The 15,333-nt window shown below is 62.6% G+C and carries 14 protein-coding genes and 1 pseudogene; 8 read left to right on the forward strand and 7 right to left on the reverse strand.

The genetic code is table 11. The features are described from left to right. Window positions 1–20: 20 nt before the first annotated feature. A pseudogene (locus tag ELS24_RS31230) lies at window positions 21–185 on the forward strand (DUF192 domain-containing protein); the annotation flags it as partial. A gap of 6 nt (window positions 186–191) precedes the next feature. On the opposite strand, the gene ELS24_RS31235 reads toward ELS24_RS31230, so the two are convergent. Together ELS24_RS31235 and ELS24_RS10640 are read right to left on the reverse strand one after the other, a co-directional pair. Then, the gene (locus ELS24_RS31235) at window positions 192–995 is read right to left on the reverse strand and encodes a BPSS1780 family membrane protein (protein ID WP_050446404.1); all 804 of its coding nucleotides are present in this window, start codon (window positions 993–995) and stop codon (window positions 192–194) included. 65 nt (window positions 996–1,060) lie between these two features. Further along, window positions 1,061–2,029, reverse strand: a complete 969-nt coding sequence (locus tag ELS24_RS10640) for a homoserine kinase (RefSeq protein ID WP_127184095.1) — start codon at window positions 2,027–2,029, stop codon at window positions 1,061–1,063. Between the two features lie 220 nt (window positions 2,030–2,249). Here ELS24_RS10640 and dusA point away from each other — a divergent pair, with 220 nt between their 5' ends. Beyond that, window positions 2,250–3,230 (forward strand): tRNA dihydrouridine(20/20a) synthase DusA, encoded by a 981-nt coding sequence (dusA, locus tag ELS24_RS10645; protein ID WP_050446406.1) that lies wholly within the window; start codon window positions 2,250–2,252, stop codon window positions 3,228–3,230. A 46-nt stretch (window positions 3,231–3,276) separates the two neighbouring features. Here the strand turns inward: dusA and ELS24_RS10650 are convergent, their stop codons facing one another. Continuing rightward, complete coding sequence (locus tag ELS24_RS10650; protein WP_042792875.1) at window positions 3,277–3,735, reverse strand: CBS domain-containing protein; 459 nt, start codon at window positions 3,733–3,735, stop codon at window positions 3,277–3,279. Between the two features lie 36 nt (window positions 3,736–3,771). Continuing rightward, the gene (locus ELS24_RS10655) at window positions 3,772–5,085 is read right to left on the reverse strand and encodes a YihY family inner membrane protein (protein WP_127184096.1); all 1,314 of its coding nucleotides are present in this window, start codon (window positions 5,083–5,085) and stop codon (window positions 3,772–3,774) included. Window positions 5,086–5,102: 17 nt separating this feature from the next. Here ELS24_RS10655 and ELS24_RS10660 point away from each other — a divergent pair, with 17 nt between their 5' ends. From ELS24_RS10660 to ELS24_RS10670, 3 genes are all read left to right on the forward strand, one after another. Beyond that, on the forward strand, window positions 5,103–5,474 hold the full coding sequence (locus ELS24_RS10660) for a DUF2069 domain-containing protein (protein WP_050446408.1): 372 nt from the start codon (window positions 5,103–5,105) through the stop codon (window positions 5,472–5,474). Continuing rightward, complete coding sequence (locus ELS24_RS10665) at window positions 5,471–6,976, forward strand: protein adenylyltransferase SelO (RefSeq protein ID WP_050446409.1); 1,506 nt, start codon at window positions 5,471–5,473, stop codon at window positions 6,974–6,976. The genes ELS24_RS10660 and ELS24_RS10665 overlap by 4 nt, the downstream gene beginning before the upstream one ends. 214 nt (window positions 6,977–7,190) lie before the next feature. Then, window positions 7,191–7,910, forward strand: a complete 720-nt coding sequence (locus tag ELS24_RS10670) for a response regulator transcription factor (protein ID WP_050446410.1) — start codon at window positions 7,191–7,193, stop codon at window positions 7,908–7,910. Here ELS24_RS10670 and ELS24_RS10675 read toward each other — a convergent pair. From ELS24_RS10675 to ELS24_RS31240, 3 genes are all read right to left on the reverse strand, one after another. Next, window positions 7,892–9,355: a sensor histidine kinase gene (locus ELS24_RS10675; RefSeq protein ID WP_127184097.1), complete on the reverse strand. Its 1,464-nt coding sequence runs from the start codon at window positions 9,353–9,355 to the stop codon at window positions 7,892–7,894. The genes ELS24_RS10670 and ELS24_RS10675 overlap by 19 nt on opposite strands. Window positions 9,356–9,450: 95 nt before the next feature. Beyond that, window positions 9,451–11,058: an EAL domain-containing protein gene (locus tag ELS24_RS10680; RefSeq protein WP_240669486.1), complete on the reverse strand. Its 1,608-nt coding sequence runs from the start codon at window positions 11,056–11,058 to the stop codon at window positions 9,451–9,453. Next, a complete protein-coding gene (locus tag ELS24_RS31240; protein WP_240669487.1) occupies window positions 11,025–11,420 on the reverse strand; it encodes a LapD/MoxY N-terminal periplasmic domain-containing protein in 396 nt (131 codons plus the stop codon). The genes ELS24_RS10680 and ELS24_RS31240 overlap by 34 nt, the downstream gene beginning before the upstream one ends. A gap of 528 nt (window positions 11,421–11,948) precedes the next feature. Here ELS24_RS31240 and ELS24_RS10685 point away from each other — a divergent pair. The 3 genes from ELS24_RS10685 to ELS24_RS10695 are packed head-to-tail and all read left to right on the forward strand — an operon-like array spanning window position 11,949 to window position 15,301. Continuing rightward, on the forward strand, window positions 11,949–13,331 hold the full coding sequence (locus ELS24_RS10685; RefSeq protein WP_050446412.1) for a putative bifunctional diguanylate cyclase/phosphodiesterase: 1,383 nt from the start codon (window positions 11,949–11,951) through the stop codon (window positions 13,329–13,331). Between the two features lie 36 nt (window positions 13,332–13,367). After that, window positions 13,368–14,435: a chorismate synthase gene (gene aroC / locus ELS24_RS10690; RefSeq protein ID WP_050446413.1), complete on the forward strand. Its 1,068-nt coding sequence runs from the start codon at window positions 13,368–13,370 to the stop codon at window positions 14,433–14,435. 38 nt (window positions 14,436–14,473) lie between these two features. Beyond that, the gene (locus tag ELS24_RS10695; RefSeq protein ID WP_127184098.1) at window positions 14,474–15,301 is read left to right on the forward strand and encodes a M48 family metallopeptidase; all 828 of its coding nucleotides are present in this window, start codon (window positions 14,474–14,476) and stop codon (window positions 15,299–15,301) included. Window positions 15,302–15,333: the final 32 nt, after the last annotated feature.

A 15,333-nucleotide genomic window follows, 5' to 3' on the forward strand; every position in this document is an offset into this window, starting at 1 on the left:
TGGATGGTTGGGCGAGCCGGATGCGTGGCCTGCTGGGACGCCGGCCGCCCGGCAAGAGGTCCGGCCTGTTGCTCATGCCCTGTGCTGGCGTGCATACGTTTGGCATGCACTATGCCATCGACGTGGCGTTCGTATCGCGGGATCTGCGGGTGGTGGCGGTGCGCAGGGCGTTGCCCCCCTGGCGCATCGCCTTATGCCTGGGCGCTGTTGCCGTTGTCGAGATGCGTGCTGGTGTTATTGATGCCGAACACGGAGGTATAGGCAGGGTAGAAGCTGCAATACAGCGCGCCGCCCGCGGCGATGTTGAACGGGACTTGTAGCGTGCCCGCGAATTCCACGGACAGGCCCATGTAAACCAGCAAGCCGGCGCACAGGTCAATGAAGAGAAAAACAAGTACCCACGTCGCACCGTAAACGAGGAAGGCCCACTTATTGCGCCAGCACGCGATGCCCGAGAAAAACAGGGCCTGCACCAGGCGCAGGCCATGCCAGGCGACCAACGCCGGGGCATGCCAGAACAGCGCCGCGATCACGACATAGATAATGGCAAAGATGGTCAGTGGAACCCGCATGGCCATCAAGACGGGGTCCAAGGACTGCTCGACGGACGCAATGCGAAAAGCCTCCACCATCGAGTCAATGAAAGGCATCAAAGTCAACAGGCCGGCCGCCATGCTCAAGCCCGCATACAACAGGCCCATCAGGAACAGTTTTCTGAACACGCCAGGTTGCTTCAGGGGTTTGCCCCACATCGACGGCAGCATGACGCGGTCGGCCTCGACGTGTTTGCACGCTGACAAGGTCATCAAGGTGATGATGGGCATAAGCGCCACGACCAGGATCGGGCCCACGGGAGGGGTCGCGCTGGCGAAGACGGCCAGAAGGCTGATGAACATTGCCCAGGTAAACATGGCCAGCGGTTGTTTGCGGAACAGACGGGATCCGTCTAGAACCCATTGCCAGCCGGACGTCGCGGGTAAGAATGCTGCTTGCATGGTTCTTTACAGGAGGGATGGCTCTCAAAAGGGACGCGCTAGCCCCATTATGCTGGGCGTTGCGGTTACGGCAATATTGGCAAGCGCGACCGGTGGCGTGCCTGCAACACTCTTTCGAAGTGCCGTGGGTCGTGCGGTTTCAGCGTTTGCGCGGGTCGGGGCAGGAAAAAGTCATACAAGCGGGAGATCCAGAAGCGCAGGGCGGCCGCTCGCAGCATCAGGGGCCAGACTTCCCGTTCGGCGTCGGTGAAGGGGCGCACGCCAGCGTAGGCCGCCAGCCACGATTGCACCAGTTCGGGGACGAATTCGCCGGTATCGCGTTCGATGCACCAGTCGTTGACGCTGACCGCTACGTCGAATAGCCAGGTGTCGCAGCCGGCGAAGTAGAAGTCGATGATGCCGCCCATGAGCGGATTTTCGAACGTGCCGGCAAACAGTACGTTGTCGCGGAAGAGGTCGCAGTGGGCCGGGCCGGTTTGCAGTGCCTGCCAGGCGGGTGTGGCCGCCGCGGCTTGTTGGGCAGCCAGCTCCGTGCTTAACAGTTCGGCCTGAGCGGGGCCAAGGAACGGCATGACCTTGGGCGCCGTTTCCAGCCACCAGTTCAGGCCACGTAAGTTGGGCTGGTGAATCGGGAAGTCCCGGGCGGCCAGATGAGCGCGGGCCAGCGTCGCGCCCGCCAGGGCGCAATGCGTTGCGCCGGGGGCGGGTTCGTAGCCGCCAGGCAAGCGGGACACGATGGCGCAGGGTTTGTCGTGCAGCGTGGTGAGTCGTGTACCGTCGCGCAGGTTTTGCGGCTGCGGCACTGGCACACCGCGTTCGGCCAGGTGGTACATCAGTTCAATATAGAAAGGCAGTTGCGCCTGCGTCAGCACTTCGAACAGCGTCAGCACGTATTCGCCGCGGGTCGTATACAAGAAGTAATTAGTGTTCTCGATACCCGCCGTGATCCCTCGAAGCGAGACGAACTCGCCCAGGTCGAATCGCGCCAGGAGGGCGCGCGCGTCGTCGTCGGATACGGGAGTGAATACGGCCATTGATGTACAGGGTAAGAAGTTAACGGACGCGCGGACTTGCCTGGAGCGGCGGCGGCGGCGCAATTTTAGACCACATAGCGCCTGGGCCGTTCGGGATAAGGGCAGACCGGCCGGGGACAGGCTGCCGGACATATTGTCGCGAAGCCCGTAAAATACCGCATCCCCTTGTTTTGTAGAGTGATTCTTGGACTCCCCCGACTGGCGGCTGTGCGTCGCCCCGATGATTGACGTGACCGATCGCCATTGCCGCTATTTCCATCGGCTGCTGGCTCCCCGCGCTCGCCTGTATACGGAAATGATCACGACGGGCGCGCTGCTGCATGGCAACGTGGCGCGCCACCTGGACTTCGACGAGGCCGAGCACCCCGTTGCGCTGCAACTAGGCGGCAGCGAGCCTGACGCATTGGCGCAATCCGCCAAGCTGGGCCGCCAATGGGGTTACGACGAGATCAACCTCAACTGCGGCTGTCCCTCTGAACGCGTGCAAAAAGGCGCATTCGGCGCCTGCCTGATGGCCGAGCCTGCCCTGGTTGCGGATTGCATGAAAGCCATGCAGGACGCCGTCGACATCCCCGTTACCGTCAAGCATCGCTTGGGCCTGGATTACGAGAATTCCTACGAGTTCGTCCGAGATTTCGTCGGCAAGATTTATGACACGGGATGTCGGGTTTTCATTGCGCATGCCCGCAACGCGGTGTTGAAGGGCTTGTCGCCGAAGGACAACCGCGAAATTCCGCCGCTGCGCTACGACGTGGTCAAGCAGCTCAAGCGCGACTTCCCCGACTGCACGTTCGTGTTGAACGGTGGCTTGGCGGATGCGGATCAGTCGGTTGGGGCCGCCAACGAGTTCGACGGGGTGATGCTGGGCCGTGCAGCCTGGCACACGCCGCGCGTGCTGTCCGAGGTATCACTGCGATTGTGGCCGTCGGTTCGACTGCCCACGGATGCTCAGGTGGTGGATGCGATGACCGAATACGTCGCCAGGCAGGTAGCAAAGGGCGTGCCCTTGCGCGTGATGACGCGGCCGATGCTGGGGCTGGTGAATGGGCAGTCCGGGGCGCGGCGCTGGCGCCGGATGCTGTCGGATCCGGCCCTGCTTGCGGCCAACAACCCTGACTTGATCTACGACGCCTGGCGCAGCCAGCGGCAGGCGCCGGATGTGCGCGGCGCCACGTTGGAAGCGGCGCCGGCGGGGGTCTGACGGCAGGCTGGCGGCTGCGAATGCGGCCGCGCAAACCTGGCAATGCTCAGGACTTGGCGGGTTCCGCGCTTTCGGTCGGCCAGTCGCGGATATAGGCTTTCAGCATGTTGTTTTCAAACTGCTGAGCCGCCACGATCGCCTGCGCCATGTCATAGAACGAAATCACGCCCATCAGGGTGGGGCCGTCCATAACCGGAATGTAGCGGGCATGCTTTTCCAGCATCAGGCGCTGCACTTCGTCGGCGCTGGTGTTGGGCGACACGCTGACCGGCGCGTCATCCATGATCGAGCGGATGGTGGTTTCGCCGGCGCCGCCGTGCGCATGCATATGGCGGATGATCTCGCGGAACGTGAGCATGCCGGTCAGGGTGCCGAACTCCATGATGACAAGCGAGCCTATGTCCTGCTCGCTCATGGTTTGCACGGCCTGGGACACAGGCATATCCGGCGACGCCGTATAGAGCGTATCGCCCTTGACGCGCAAAATCTCGCTGACCTTCAACATCGGTTCCTCCTGGGCGGACTGCGCCCTGATACTTTGCTATTTCTTGTTCGCTTCCAATTGTAATAAGGGAGCGATTCCATTTTCGGTATTCTGCGCCTCTCCGCACAGTTCTTCCAGCGTTGGCGCATTTTCCTGGGAAATCACGGACGAGGCGACTCGCAGGACGTCCGGATCGTTCCGCACCCTGGGCTGGTCGCGGTCCAGCAGAAAATGGTCCACAACCGGCGCCATCGATGTCTCGCGGGCATCGCAGGTCAGCACCCAGAGGTCTTCCGGGCTGCGGGTGGCCAGCCCCATCGCGCTCAGTTTTTCCAGCACGTCGTTCAGTTCGTCTTGATGCAAGCGCAATTGGGACGCCAGCACATTGGCGGGCAAGCCGGGCGGATTGCCCGATTGCACCCGGCGCAGGGCGCGCAAGGCGTCCAGGGCGTCCACGAATTGCGCGCCGGCGTAGCGGTTGATCTTCCGGCGGCCCAGCCGGATCAACGGCGCGCTGGAAGCCAGAATGGCGCCCAGCAGCACAGCCAGCCACGACAGGTAGATCCACAATAGAAAGATCGGCAGCGTGGCGAAAGCGCCGTAAATGATGGTGTAGGTGGGAAAACGGGTCAGGTAGTACGCAAAGCCCGACTTCATGATTTCCAGGACGATGGCCGTCACGGCCCCGCCTATCAGCGCATCCCGCCACAGCACGTCGCGATTGGGGACGACGACGAACAGGGCTGCGAAGCCCAAGCCCGTCAGGATCAGCGGCATAAAGGAAACGGCGATGCTGACGATTTCCGGGACGTCGCGCACCAGCCCCAGCGATTCGCGCGCCACGAAAGAGGTGGCCCACAAGCTGGCGCCCGCCAGAACCGGCCCCAGGGTGATGACGGCCCAATACACCAGCGCGCGCTGCCGTAGCGGACGCTGGCGCGACACATGCCAGATGTCATTGAAGGCCTGGTCGATCGTCATGATCAGCAGCAAGGATGTCACCAGCAGGAACGCGCCGCCAATGGCCGTCAGGCGGGAAGCCTGGCGCGCGAACTGGTTCAGGTAGTCCATGATGTTGTCCGAGACGGACGGCGGCATCAGGCTGTTGGTCAGGAAGTCTTCGAGGGCGACACGGAACTCCTGGAACACCGGAAAGGCGGTGAACAGGGAAAGCACCACTGCCAGCATGGGCACGATAGCCAGCACCGTGGTGAAGGTGAGGCTGGACGCGACTTGCAGAAGTTTTTCTTCGCCGGCGCGTTGCAGGGTGAAGCGGAGGACACGTCCGGCCCTGACAACCCATGAAGAGCGCGGGGTCGAGGGTTTGGTAGCCGCCGGCGTGGCGGCGACGGACTCGGCGGGGCGATTCATCAGGCGATAATAGCAGCATGAATCTTGAACTCAACCCCCGTTTACGCCTGCTGGCGTCGGTTTCGCTGTTCGCCCTGATCGTCCTGTGCGTAACCTGGGAAACCGTGGTGGCGCCGTTGCGGCCGGGCGGATCCTGGATGCTGTTGAAGGCCTTGCCGCTGGCGTTTCCGCTGCGCGGCATCCTGCGCGGGAACCTCTACACCTATCAGTGGGCCTCCATGCTGTCGCTGCTGTATCTGATGGAAGGGGTGGTGCGAGCCATGTCCGATCCGATGCCGCTTTCCGTGCTGATGGCCTGGGGCGAAATCGTTCTTTCGTCCACCTTTTTCCTTAGCGCCATTTTCTATGTGCGGCCCGCCAAGCGCGCCGCCAGGAGCCAACGCGCATGAATGCACACTCCCTATCCGAGCTGCGCGCGGTCAATACGTTTGCCGCGCTGCCCACCGCCTTCTATACCCGCCTGACGCCGCAAGGCCTGAACAACCCCCGACTGTTGCACGCCAACGCCGACGCAGCCGCGCTGCTTGGCCTGGCCCCGTCCGTGTTGACCACGCCCGAGTTTCTGCGGGTGTTTTCCGGCGCACAACCGCTGCCGGGCGGAGACACCTTGGCCGCGGTCTATAGCGGGCATCAGTTCGGCGTGTGGGCAGGCCAATTGGGAGACGGGCGCGCCCATCTGTTGGGCGAAGTTGTGGGGCCGGACGGAGGCTGGGAGCTGCAGTTGAAAGGCGCCGGCATGACGCCGTACTCGCGCATGGGGGATGGCCGCGCGGTGTTGCGTTCGTCCGTGCGTGAATACCTGGCCAGTGAAGCCATGCACGGTTTGGGTATACCCACGACGCGCGCACTGGCGCTGGTGGTATCGGATGACCCCGTCATGCGCGAAACCGTGGAAACCGCCGCCATCGTGACGCGAATGTCACCCAGTTTCGTTCGATTCGGTTCGTTTGAACACTGGTCGTCGCGCCGGCAGCCGGAATTGTTGAAGACGCTGGCCGACTATGTGATCGACCATTTTTACCCGCAATGCCGCGAGGCGTCGGTGGGGCAGGCCCAAGGCTCGCAGGATGCGCAGAGTGATGGCGCGCCCTATATCAACTTGCTGCGTGAGGTCACGCATCGTACGGCGCGGCTGATGGCCGACTGGCAGGCTGTAGGTTTTTGCCATGGCGTCATGAACACCGACAACATGTCCATCCTGGGGCTCACGCTGGATTACGGGCCCTACGGTTTCATGGACGGCTTCCGTCTGGGGCACGTGTGCAACCATTCGGATTCGGAAGGGCGCTATTCCTGGAACCGCCAGCCGTCGGTGGCGCTCTGGAATCTGTACCGCCTGGGCGGCAGCTTGCATGCCTTGGTGCAGGACGTGGACGGCCTGCGTGCCGTGCTGGACGAATTTGAGGCGGTTTTCACCCGCGCCTTCCACGACCGCATGGGCGCCAAGCTGGGCTTGGCGGCATGGCGGCCGGCCGACGAGCCATTGCTGGACGACCTGCTCAAGCTGATGGACGCCAATCAGGCGGATTTCACCCTGTCATGGCGGCGGCTGTCGGACGCGGTTTTGGGGCAGCGCAATGGCTTCGAAGACCTGTTCATCGACCGTCCGGCCGCTGCCGCCTGGCTCGACAGGCTGCTGGCGCGCCACGCAGAGGATGGGCGGCCCACGCAGGAAATCGCTGCCGGCATGAACCGCGTCAATCCCCTGTATGTGTTGCGCAATCATTTGGCTGAAGAAGCCATCCGTGCGGCCAAGCAAGGCGATGCAAGCGAAATCGATACCTTGATGATGCTGTTGCGCAATCCGTATGAAGCCCGGGACGGCTACGAACGCTATGCGAGTCTGCCCCCGGATTGGGCGGGAAGCCTGGAAGTCAGTTGCTCGTCTTGAGGGCGAGTGTCGTCAAACGCACAAAAACGCATACCGAATTCTTGTGATTTACGCGAAAAAGCGCTGATAGAGAGCGAAATATCACGCTTTTTTTCACTGCAATCATTCGTTTCCATTGTAAATCTCGTAAGATTGTCGCCTGCTGGACACTCAGGATTGCATACCGCATCCATGGGGCATTTGTCGACAATTTTCAACATAAAGCACTCTGAATATGCCTGGCGCAGATGGTTTGCTATGTATCGGTCTGCTTGAGGATGACGCCGACTTCCGAGAGGAACTGGCGTTAGGCTTGGGCGGCTATGGTTTTCGAGTAGCGTTTGCTTGTGACAATGCGGCGGCGTTTTATCGCCGGTTGCAGGAGCAGCCGTGCGACATCGTCATCCTGGACGCGCATCTTCCTGGCGAAGATGGCTTTTCCGTCGCCACGCGGTTACGAGCCTTGAGTCCGGTGGGCATTGTCATGCTGACAGGTCGTAGCGCCCTTGAAGATCGGGTGCGCGGCCTGGAGGGCGGCGCCGACGTCTACATGACCAAGCCCGTGGACCTGCTGGAACTCAGCTCCGTGATCCGCAGCCTGGCTCGTCGGATGCGGCTGGCCAAGGCGCCGCGTCCCGCCGACGCAGAAACGCGGGCATCGGCTGACAGCACCTGGTCCTTGCAGGATGGGGGCTGGATACTGGTGGCGCCGGACGGTGCGTCGCTGCACTTGAGCGCGCAGGAACGGACGTTCCTGATGGCCTTGATGGATGCGGCCGGCAACGCGGTCAGCCGTCAGGTGCTGGCGGAGTTGTTCTTGCCTGAAAGTCCGGGCGGGTTCGAATTGCGCCGCATCGATGTGCTGGTGAGCCGACTGCGCGCCAAGGCGCAAACCGCCGGCCTCAAGCTTCCGGTCTTGTCCGTGCGCGGCCAAGGCTACGTGTTCGCCGCCTGATCCGTACCGGTTTGGCCCGGCGGCTTGGCGGGCAGCGTGATCACAAACCGGGTGCCTACGCCGACCTTGCTCTGCAGGGTCAGTGTGCCCCCCTGGTTCTGGCAAATGCGGCGTGCCAGATATAGCCCGATACCCATACCCTGCGTTTCCCGATGCGCGGAACGCCGAAAATGCGGTTCAAACACGCGAGCCTGGTCTGATTCTTCAATGCCCGGGCCGCGATCCACTACGGCCAGCCATGCCATTTGCGTGTCGCTCACAAGGACCTGCCCGGTCTCTATCCTGACGGGCTCGTTGGCCGGCGAATACTTGATGGCATTGTGGATCAGGTTGCGCACCACCACGCTGGTCAGCGGACGGTCGCAAAACACGGGTAGGGGGGCGTCGGCCTGAATCACCAGCGCGTGCGCGGTGTCCGGCTGCATCGCGGTCGCCACGTCGCGGGCCAGTTCGGCCAGGTCGGTATGTTCGCCTCGAGGCGTCCAGGCCTGGTCGCCCAAACGGTCCTGGTTCAGCAACTGATCCATCAATTCCGTCATGCGCGCAACCGAGCGGTGGATGCGGGCCAGCCGCGTGTCGACGGCTTCACCGCTGTCGGACAAGATCATGTCCAGCGATTGCGCCGCGGCACTGATGGTGGCCAAGGGCGCCCGCAGTTCATGCGAGATCAAGGCGTTCATCTGGCGTTGCGTGTCCAGCGCGCCCGCCAGTTCCGCCACGCGCAGTTCGCCTTGTGCAACCTGCTCGGCATCGGTGTGGTCGTGAGCCCCGCGGCGCGTGGCAATGGCCCCATGGCTCTGCCACCTTAGCGCCACACCCAGCAGCGCGCCGGCCACCAGCCACAGCCGGGCAAGCTCAATTGGCGTAGCCGTGGTGTCGGCGCCGTTGGATAGCCAGGCGTCTTGGCCCAGCATCCACGCCGATGCTGCATATATACAGGCCAAGCCCATTGCCAGGGGGCGGCCGGCTTTGCGTTGCACGGCCTGCACCACGAACCAGGCGGTCAGCGCCACGCTCAGGCAGGCGCACGTGCCGGCAATGACGGCCGGGATCAGCCCGTTTTCGGTTTCATAGACGAAGATCAGCGCCAGCGCGGCCACGCATGCCAGCGCCATGCTGACGCCGCGACAGGCAGTCGCCAACCTGGCGGCCTGGGGCGAAGGGGTCAGCAGGGGGGCAGTCAAGGCCAGCAGGGCGGCGTAAGAGCCGGCTTGCAGCGCGCCTGGCGGCAGCAACGTGGGTAATGAGCGCAAGACGCCTTCCAGCAACATGAAGGCCAGGCCGGCGCCGAAAAGCGATGATCGGGTGCAGATCCAGGCGATCACACACGCCAGGCCGCAGGTCAGTGCTACGCCAGCGGTCAAGCCTAGCTGGATGTCTTCGTAGGGGGATAAGAGGCCATGGGCCAGCACCACGTCAGGCCAGAAGAACGCGCAAGCGAGCATGCCGAGCCGCAACAAGAACGCCTGCGGTCCGGCTGTGGCGCGTCGTGCACCGCGTTGGCGAAGAAAACAGCGGGTGCGAAGAAACAGTCCTTCCGTCAACTAGGAACCCATTGATCATCCGGCGCGAGTTCGCGCGTAAGGGCGAAGTTTACGACAGCCCCGCGTATCGCGCGGACGCCCAGGTCTTCCAGGATGTCCTGGGTGGCCAGGTCGGGAACGTCTTCGGCGTAGACCGCCATGCCCAGCGTCGCCGCAGTGGTCATGACGGTGGCGGCCAGGTGCTGGCTGCCGGGGCTATGTAGCAAGCCGGTAATAAAGCTGCCGCAAAGTTTCAAATACGAGACGGGGAATTCATGCAGCCGCTCCATTGCGCCGAACTGCTGCGACAGCCGCGACAGGCCCACCCGGCCGCCCGCCGCGATGACGATGTCGCAAAGCTGGCGCAAGTCGGCGGCTTGCTCGATCAGCCCGTCGGCGTCGACCTCGATGATCAGGCGCAGCGTCAACGCCGGGCGGTCTGCCAGCATGCGCTCCAGCCGCGACAGGAACGAGCTTTGTGCAAGCGATGCCAAGGACACCGGCACCGTCAGCGCCGCAGTGTGCGTGAACAACCAGTCCAGCCCCAAGCGGATGGCCTGTATGTCGCATTCGGCCGATAGCCCGAGGCGAACCGCGGGCGGCATGAAAATCGAAGCCGGAACGGGGTCGCCATCAGTGGTGTCGTGCAGCGTCAGGCTGGCTTCGTGGTGCAGCAGTTCGCCATGCACCGCGTACAGCGGCTGCACCGATAGCGAAAAACGATGCTGTTCCAGCGCGGTGACCAAGGCGTCGTGCCAACTGTATTCGCCGATGCGGGTGCTGTCGGCGGCCTGGCTGGCGGGGGTGATCTGATCGTCTTCGGCGCTTTCGGCGCACATCAGGGCGTGGTCCAGCCGCGCCAGCGTATCGCTCATGTTGTCGCCGGGGGCATAAGCGGCCATCGCCAGCGCCCAGCGGCACCATCCGTATTTGTCCATGGGCACCCGCAACGAGCGCAGTTCGCGTCGCACCCGTTCTGCCAGCACGCTGGCCTGCGGTGCGGATGTGCGAGGCATCAGCAGGGCGAAGTCCGAACCGCTGATCCGGGCAAGTTGCGCCGTAGGTCCGCCAAATTCGGCAACCAGCTTGCGCAGGCGGTCAGAGGATGAGCGCAGCCACTGATCCGTAAACGCTCGCGACAGATGACGATTGATCTGCGCCAGGTCGCGTTGGCGGAACATCAGGACGTGGCCGCCCGAATCCGCCGACTTGTCGGCCAGCGCCGCCCGGAACTGGTCGATGAAATGCTTGCGGTTCGACAGGCGGGTGATTGGATCCCGGTAAATTTCGCTTTGCAGCGATTCGATCTTTGCGTTCTGTTCCTCGACGGTTGCCGCAACCCGGCGCTGTGCGTCGACCAGGGCCTGGTCCACACCCGCCAGCTCGCATGATCCGCTTGGCGGGGCATTGTTGCCGGGCGCCAGGGCGCGGACGCGTTCGCAGATGTCGCGCGAGGTCCGCGCCTCTATCCATCGCACCAGATTCATGGCGAAGAGCGACCAGAAGACCCCTGCGGCCAATACCAGCCCCAGGACCCGGACGCCGCCTTGCCACAACGTGTCGCGCGCCAGTCGCGTGTCGGCCTGTACCGTCACGGTGCCGCGTGCGCCGCCGTCCAATGACACATACGGGCGTGATATCGGGGGGCTTGAACGTTCAGCCAGGCGGTGCGCCAATCGCCGGTCGGGTGGGCGCCGGAAGGTTGCTTGCTTCGCTCGATGATGGTGGCGTCATTGTCGTTAGTGATACGCACCAGCGCATACAGCCCTTGTTCGAACAACTCATCGGCTAGCGCCGCCCTTTCTTCAGGGCTGGACGAGGCATGCGCCAGTGCCCACGTCAACGCGCTGGCCCCGCCTTCGCTCTGCTGGGCCAGTTGGGCGTTCAGATAGCGGTGCGCGGCCAGCATTCCCAGCGCCTGGGCGCCGAGCAGAATGAAGCCGACCAGAAGGGCGGTGCAAAGAAGTAATCGGCGTAATGTCGACATGTGGTTGAGTTCCCTTTGTGGGCAGCAAGCGCGCGTGTCGAAGATTGGATGGCTGCCGGTTAAAGGGGGCGTCGCGGCGACGAAGGCGCCCGACGTAACGAAGCCTGGATAAGAAACGTGACACACGTTACTAATACCTCAGCGGCACCGCTTACACTGTAATTCGGCATGTCACAGAACGTACAGAATATTACGAAATTCGGCGCAACGTCAGACGAGCTATGCAATTATTTCGATTGTGACGATCTTTAAGTTGAGAACTATTGAGACAGGGCGTATTAATTTTTGGCGCTTCGCTGTCGTAGTAAGGGCAGGGCATGGGTCCTAGGACCGGCCGGCATTCTGCTACCAAGGACCGACATGACCACCCACAAGCGAGTAAAGAGCCTTCAGATTTCAAGGAAAAGAGGCGCGTTGCCTCCGAAGTGTGGCGTTTTTTTGCGAAAATAATGCATAATTTAAAAAATGTTACAGCCTTTGGGTTCTTTCCTGGACCGCAACGCCAAAGGTATCTAGATAGGGGGCTCCGTGCGTGAGAGTTACCTGCTCGCACTGTGCCTGACGCTCGCGGGCGCACTGGCAGCGATTAGTTGGTTTTTCGTCCGTCGGGACCGTGCGCTGCGTCAGCGTCTGACGCGCGACGAACTGACTGGCGTCCTGAGTCAGCAAGAACTGCATCGGCGCGTTCGCGTCTGGCTGGCGCAAAAAGACGGGCCGGCGCGCCGAGGCGCGTTTTTTCTTGTTAGCTTCGAGCAATATGCCGAAATCAGCGCCATGCTGCGCGCGGGTGAAGATCAGGCGCTTTTGGTGCTTGTCGCCAACCGCCTGAGCTTGATCTCCCGCACGCTGGGCGGCCTGGTTGCACGCAGCGGCACCGATACCTTTACCGTCTGCGTGCCGGAAGTGGACGAGGTGGGAGCAGCGCAGGTATCCACCAAACTGCTGGAAGACTTGAGCGAACCCTACGAATTGGGGGGGCGTCCCCTGATTGCCGTGTTCAGGGTGGGCGCGGCCTTATACCCGGAACATGGGCGAACGGTCGAAGAACTGCAACGCTGCGTGCAGGTGGCGTTGGTGCCTCTGAAGGAACGTGGCGGACCTGGATGGAATTTATTTGATTTCCGGCTTCTGGCGCGGCATCGGGACGAACAGGGGCTGGAGAACGATCTGCGGCTGGCCCTGACCACGCCTGCCATGGAGCAATTCGAGCTTTTCTATCAGCCGGTCTGCGATAGCGGCTCTGGCATGGTGCAAGGGTGTGAAGCCCTGTTGCGGTGGCATCACCCGACACTGGGCAGTGTGTCGCCCGCCGTTACCATCGAACTGGCCGAGCGCAGCGGCTTGATTGTCCCGCTGGGCGCCTGGATTCTGGAACGCGCTTGTTCGCAGGCCGTGTCATGGCCGCCGGCCTGGCGCGTGCATGTGAACCTGTCCGTCAAACAGATGAATGAAGATGGGCTGGTGCAGTTGGTGTCCGACGTATTGGCTTCCACACAACTGTCGCCTCGCAAACTGGTGCTGGAGATCACGGAATCCATTTTCATCCTGCATTACGAAAGGCAGGTGAAGATGCTGAACACCCTGCGCGCCCAAGGCATTGGCATTGCGCTTGACGATTTCGGTTGCGGCTATTCCAGCCTGAACCATTTGCGCCATCTGCCCATTGATTGGGTGAAGATCGACCGCAGCTTCATTTCCGCGCTGGAATCCGACGCCGGTAGCCGCGAGGTCGTCTCGGCGCTGTTTGGGCTGTGCCAGGCGATGCGCCTGCCCGTCGTGGCCGAGGGCGTTGAAACCGAGGGCCAGCGTGAAATCCTGAAATCACTGGGTTGCCGCGTCATGCAGGGTTTTCTGCTTGGCCGACCCGCGCCAGCCTCTGAAATCCAGGCTTTGGCTTTGGCGGTGTCATAATCGGGGTTGCTCGCAAACCCGACCTGTTGACTCCCTATGCCCGGCAATACCTTAGGTACTATTTTCACCGTCACGAATTTCGGCGAATCCCACGGGCCGGCCATCGGCTGCGTGGTGGATGGCTGCCCCCCGGGGTTGAGCCTGGACGCGTCCGATATCCAGTTGGAACTGGATCGCCGCCGCCCAGGCACTTCGCGCCACGTCACACAGCGCCAGGAAGCCGATCAGGTCGAAATCCTCTCGGGCGTATATGAAGGTGTCACTACCGGCACGCCGATTGGCCTGCTGATCCGCAACACCGATGCCCGCAGCAAAGACTATTCGAACATTGCCGACACGTTTCGGCCCGGCCATGCCGACTACGCCTACTGGCGCAAGTTCGGCGTGCGCGACCCGCGCGGCGGCGGCCGTTCATCGGCCCGCCTGACCGCGCCCACGGTCGCCGCGGGCGCCATCGCCAAGAAGTGGCTGGCCGAGCAATACGGCGTCAAGGTGCGTGGCTACATGAGTCAGTTGGGCCCGGTCGCGATCCCGTTCCTGTCCTGGGACGAGGTGCCAAACAATCCCTTCTACGCACCTAATGCCGACGTCGTGCCGGAACTGGAAGCCTATATGGACCAGTTGCGCCGCGATGGCGATTCCGTGGGCGCGCGCATCGAAGTCGTCGCCGAAAACCTGCCCGCGGGCTGGGGCGAACCCATCTACGACCGCCTGGACGCCGACATCGCACATGTGATGATGGGGCTGAACGCCGTCAAGGGCGTGTCCATCGGCGCGGGCTTTGACTGCATTGCGCAGCGCGGCTCCGAGCACGGCGATGAAATCACGCCCGATGGATTTTTGACCAACCACGCCGGCGGCGTGCTGGGCGGCATTTCAACTGGCCAGCCCATTACCGTGTCGCTGGCCATCAAGCCCACGTCCAGCATCCGCGTCGAACGCCGCTCGGTCAACCGCGCGAACGAACCGGTCATGGTGCAGACGCTGGGCCGGCATGACCCGTGCGTAGGTATTCGCGCCACCCCCATCGCGGAAGCCATGCTGGCGCTGGTGTTGATCGACCACGCGTTGCGCCATCGCGGCCAATGTGGCGATCCCCTCTAATCCCCCGGTATTTTCGCTATCGCTTCCAGGAGGCCGTCATGAATCGTAAACGTCATTTGTTGCGCGGCGCGGGCGCAGCGCTTGCTCTGGCCGTGTTGGGCGGCTGTACCGGCATGAATACCACGCAGTCCGGCGCCATTGGCGTCAACCGCACGCAATACATGTCCAGCCTGGTGCCGTCTCAGGCGCTGGAGCAGGAAGCCAGCCAGCAATACGCCGATATTCTCAAGCAAGCTCAAGCCAAGGGCCTGTTGGACCGCGACGCACAGCAACTGGCGCGTGTGCGTACCATTTCCCAGCGGCTGATTGCCCAGGCGGACATTTTTCGGCCGGATGCGGCGGGCTGGAAGTGGGAAGTTCATGTGCTGTCCAGCAACGAGGTCAACGCCTGGTGCATGCCCGGAGGCAAGATTGCCGTCTATACGGGCCTGATCTCCAAGATCAAACCGACCGACGATGAGCTTGCCGCGGTGCTGGGTCATGAGATTGCCCACGCGCTGCGGGAACATGCGCGTGAGCGCGTGTCACAGCAGATGGCAACGAACCTGGGCTTGTCGGTGCTGTCCATCGCTACGGGTTCGACCGCGGCTTCCGACCTGGGCGGCCAGCTTACCGACGTGATGTTCTCGTTGCCCAACAGCCGCACGCATGAAACGGAAGCGGATCGCATGGGCGTCGAACTGGCGGCCCGGGCGGGTTATGACCCGCGCGCCGCCGTGACGCTGTGGCAAAAGATGGGGGCGGCCGAGAGCGGCAATGCGCCGCCGGAAATCTTGTCGACGCACCCGTCGGCCGAGTCTCGCATCAGCGATCTGCAAGCGGCTGCCCAGCAGGTGCTGCCGTTGTATCAACAGGCAAAGAAGTAGCGGCGTCATCCGCGAGTCCGCAAAAAAAATAA

It is taken from the genome of Achromobacter spanius (genome assembly GCF_003994415.1).
In the GTDB taxonomy this organism is placed as follows: domain Bacteria; phylum Pseudomonadota; class Gammaproteobacteria; order Burkholderiales; family Burkholderiaceae_B; genus Achromobacter; species Achromobacter spanius_C.

Coding starts and splice junctions, on each gene's coding strand:
- ELS24_RS31235 (WP_050446404.1), bottom strand. CDS start 995: ATGCAAGCAGCATTCTTACCCGCGACGTCCGGCTGGCAATGGGTTCTA.
- ELS24_RS10640 (WP_127184095.1), bottom strand. CDS start 2,029: ATGGCCGTATTCACTCCCGTATCCGACGACGACGCGCGCGCCCTCCTG.
- dusA (WP_050446406.1), top strand. CDS start 2,250: ATGATTGACGTGACCGATCGCCATTGCCGCTATTTCCATCGGCTGCTG.
- ELS24_RS10650 (WP_042792875.1), bottom strand. CDS start 3,735: ATGTTGAAGGTCAGCGAGATTTTGCGCGTCAAGGGCGATACGCTCTAT.
- ELS24_RS10655 (WP_127184096.1), bottom strand. CDS start 5,085: ATGAATCGCCCCGCCGAGTCCGTCGCCGCCACGCCGGCGGCTACCAAA.
- ELS24_RS10660 (WP_050446408.1), top strand. CDS start 5,103: ATGAATCTTGAACTCAACCCCCGTTTACGCCTGCTGGCGTCGGTTTCG.
- ELS24_RS10665 (WP_050446409.1), top strand. CDS start 5,471: ATGAATGCACACTCCCTATCCGAGCTGCGCGCGGTCAATACGTTTGCC.
- ELS24_RS10670 (WP_050446410.1), top strand. CDS start 7,191: ATGCCTGGCGCAGATGGTTTGCTATGTATCGGTCTGCTTGAGGATGAC.
- ELS24_RS10675 (WP_127184097.1), bottom strand. CDS start 9,355: ATGCTCGCTTGCGCGTTCTTCTGGCCTGACGTGGTGCTGGCCCATGGC.
- ELS24_RS31240 (WP_240669487.1), bottom strand. CDS start 11,420: ATGTCGACATTACGCCGATTACTTCTTTGCACCGCCCTTCTGGTCGGC.
- aroC (WP_050446413.1), top strand. CDS start 13,368: ATGCCCGGCAATACCTTAGGTACTATTTTCACCGTCACGAATTTCGGC.
- ELS24_RS10695 (WP_127184098.1), top strand. CDS start 14,474: ATGAATCGTAAACGTCATTTGTTGCGCGGCGCGGGCGCAGCGCTTGCT.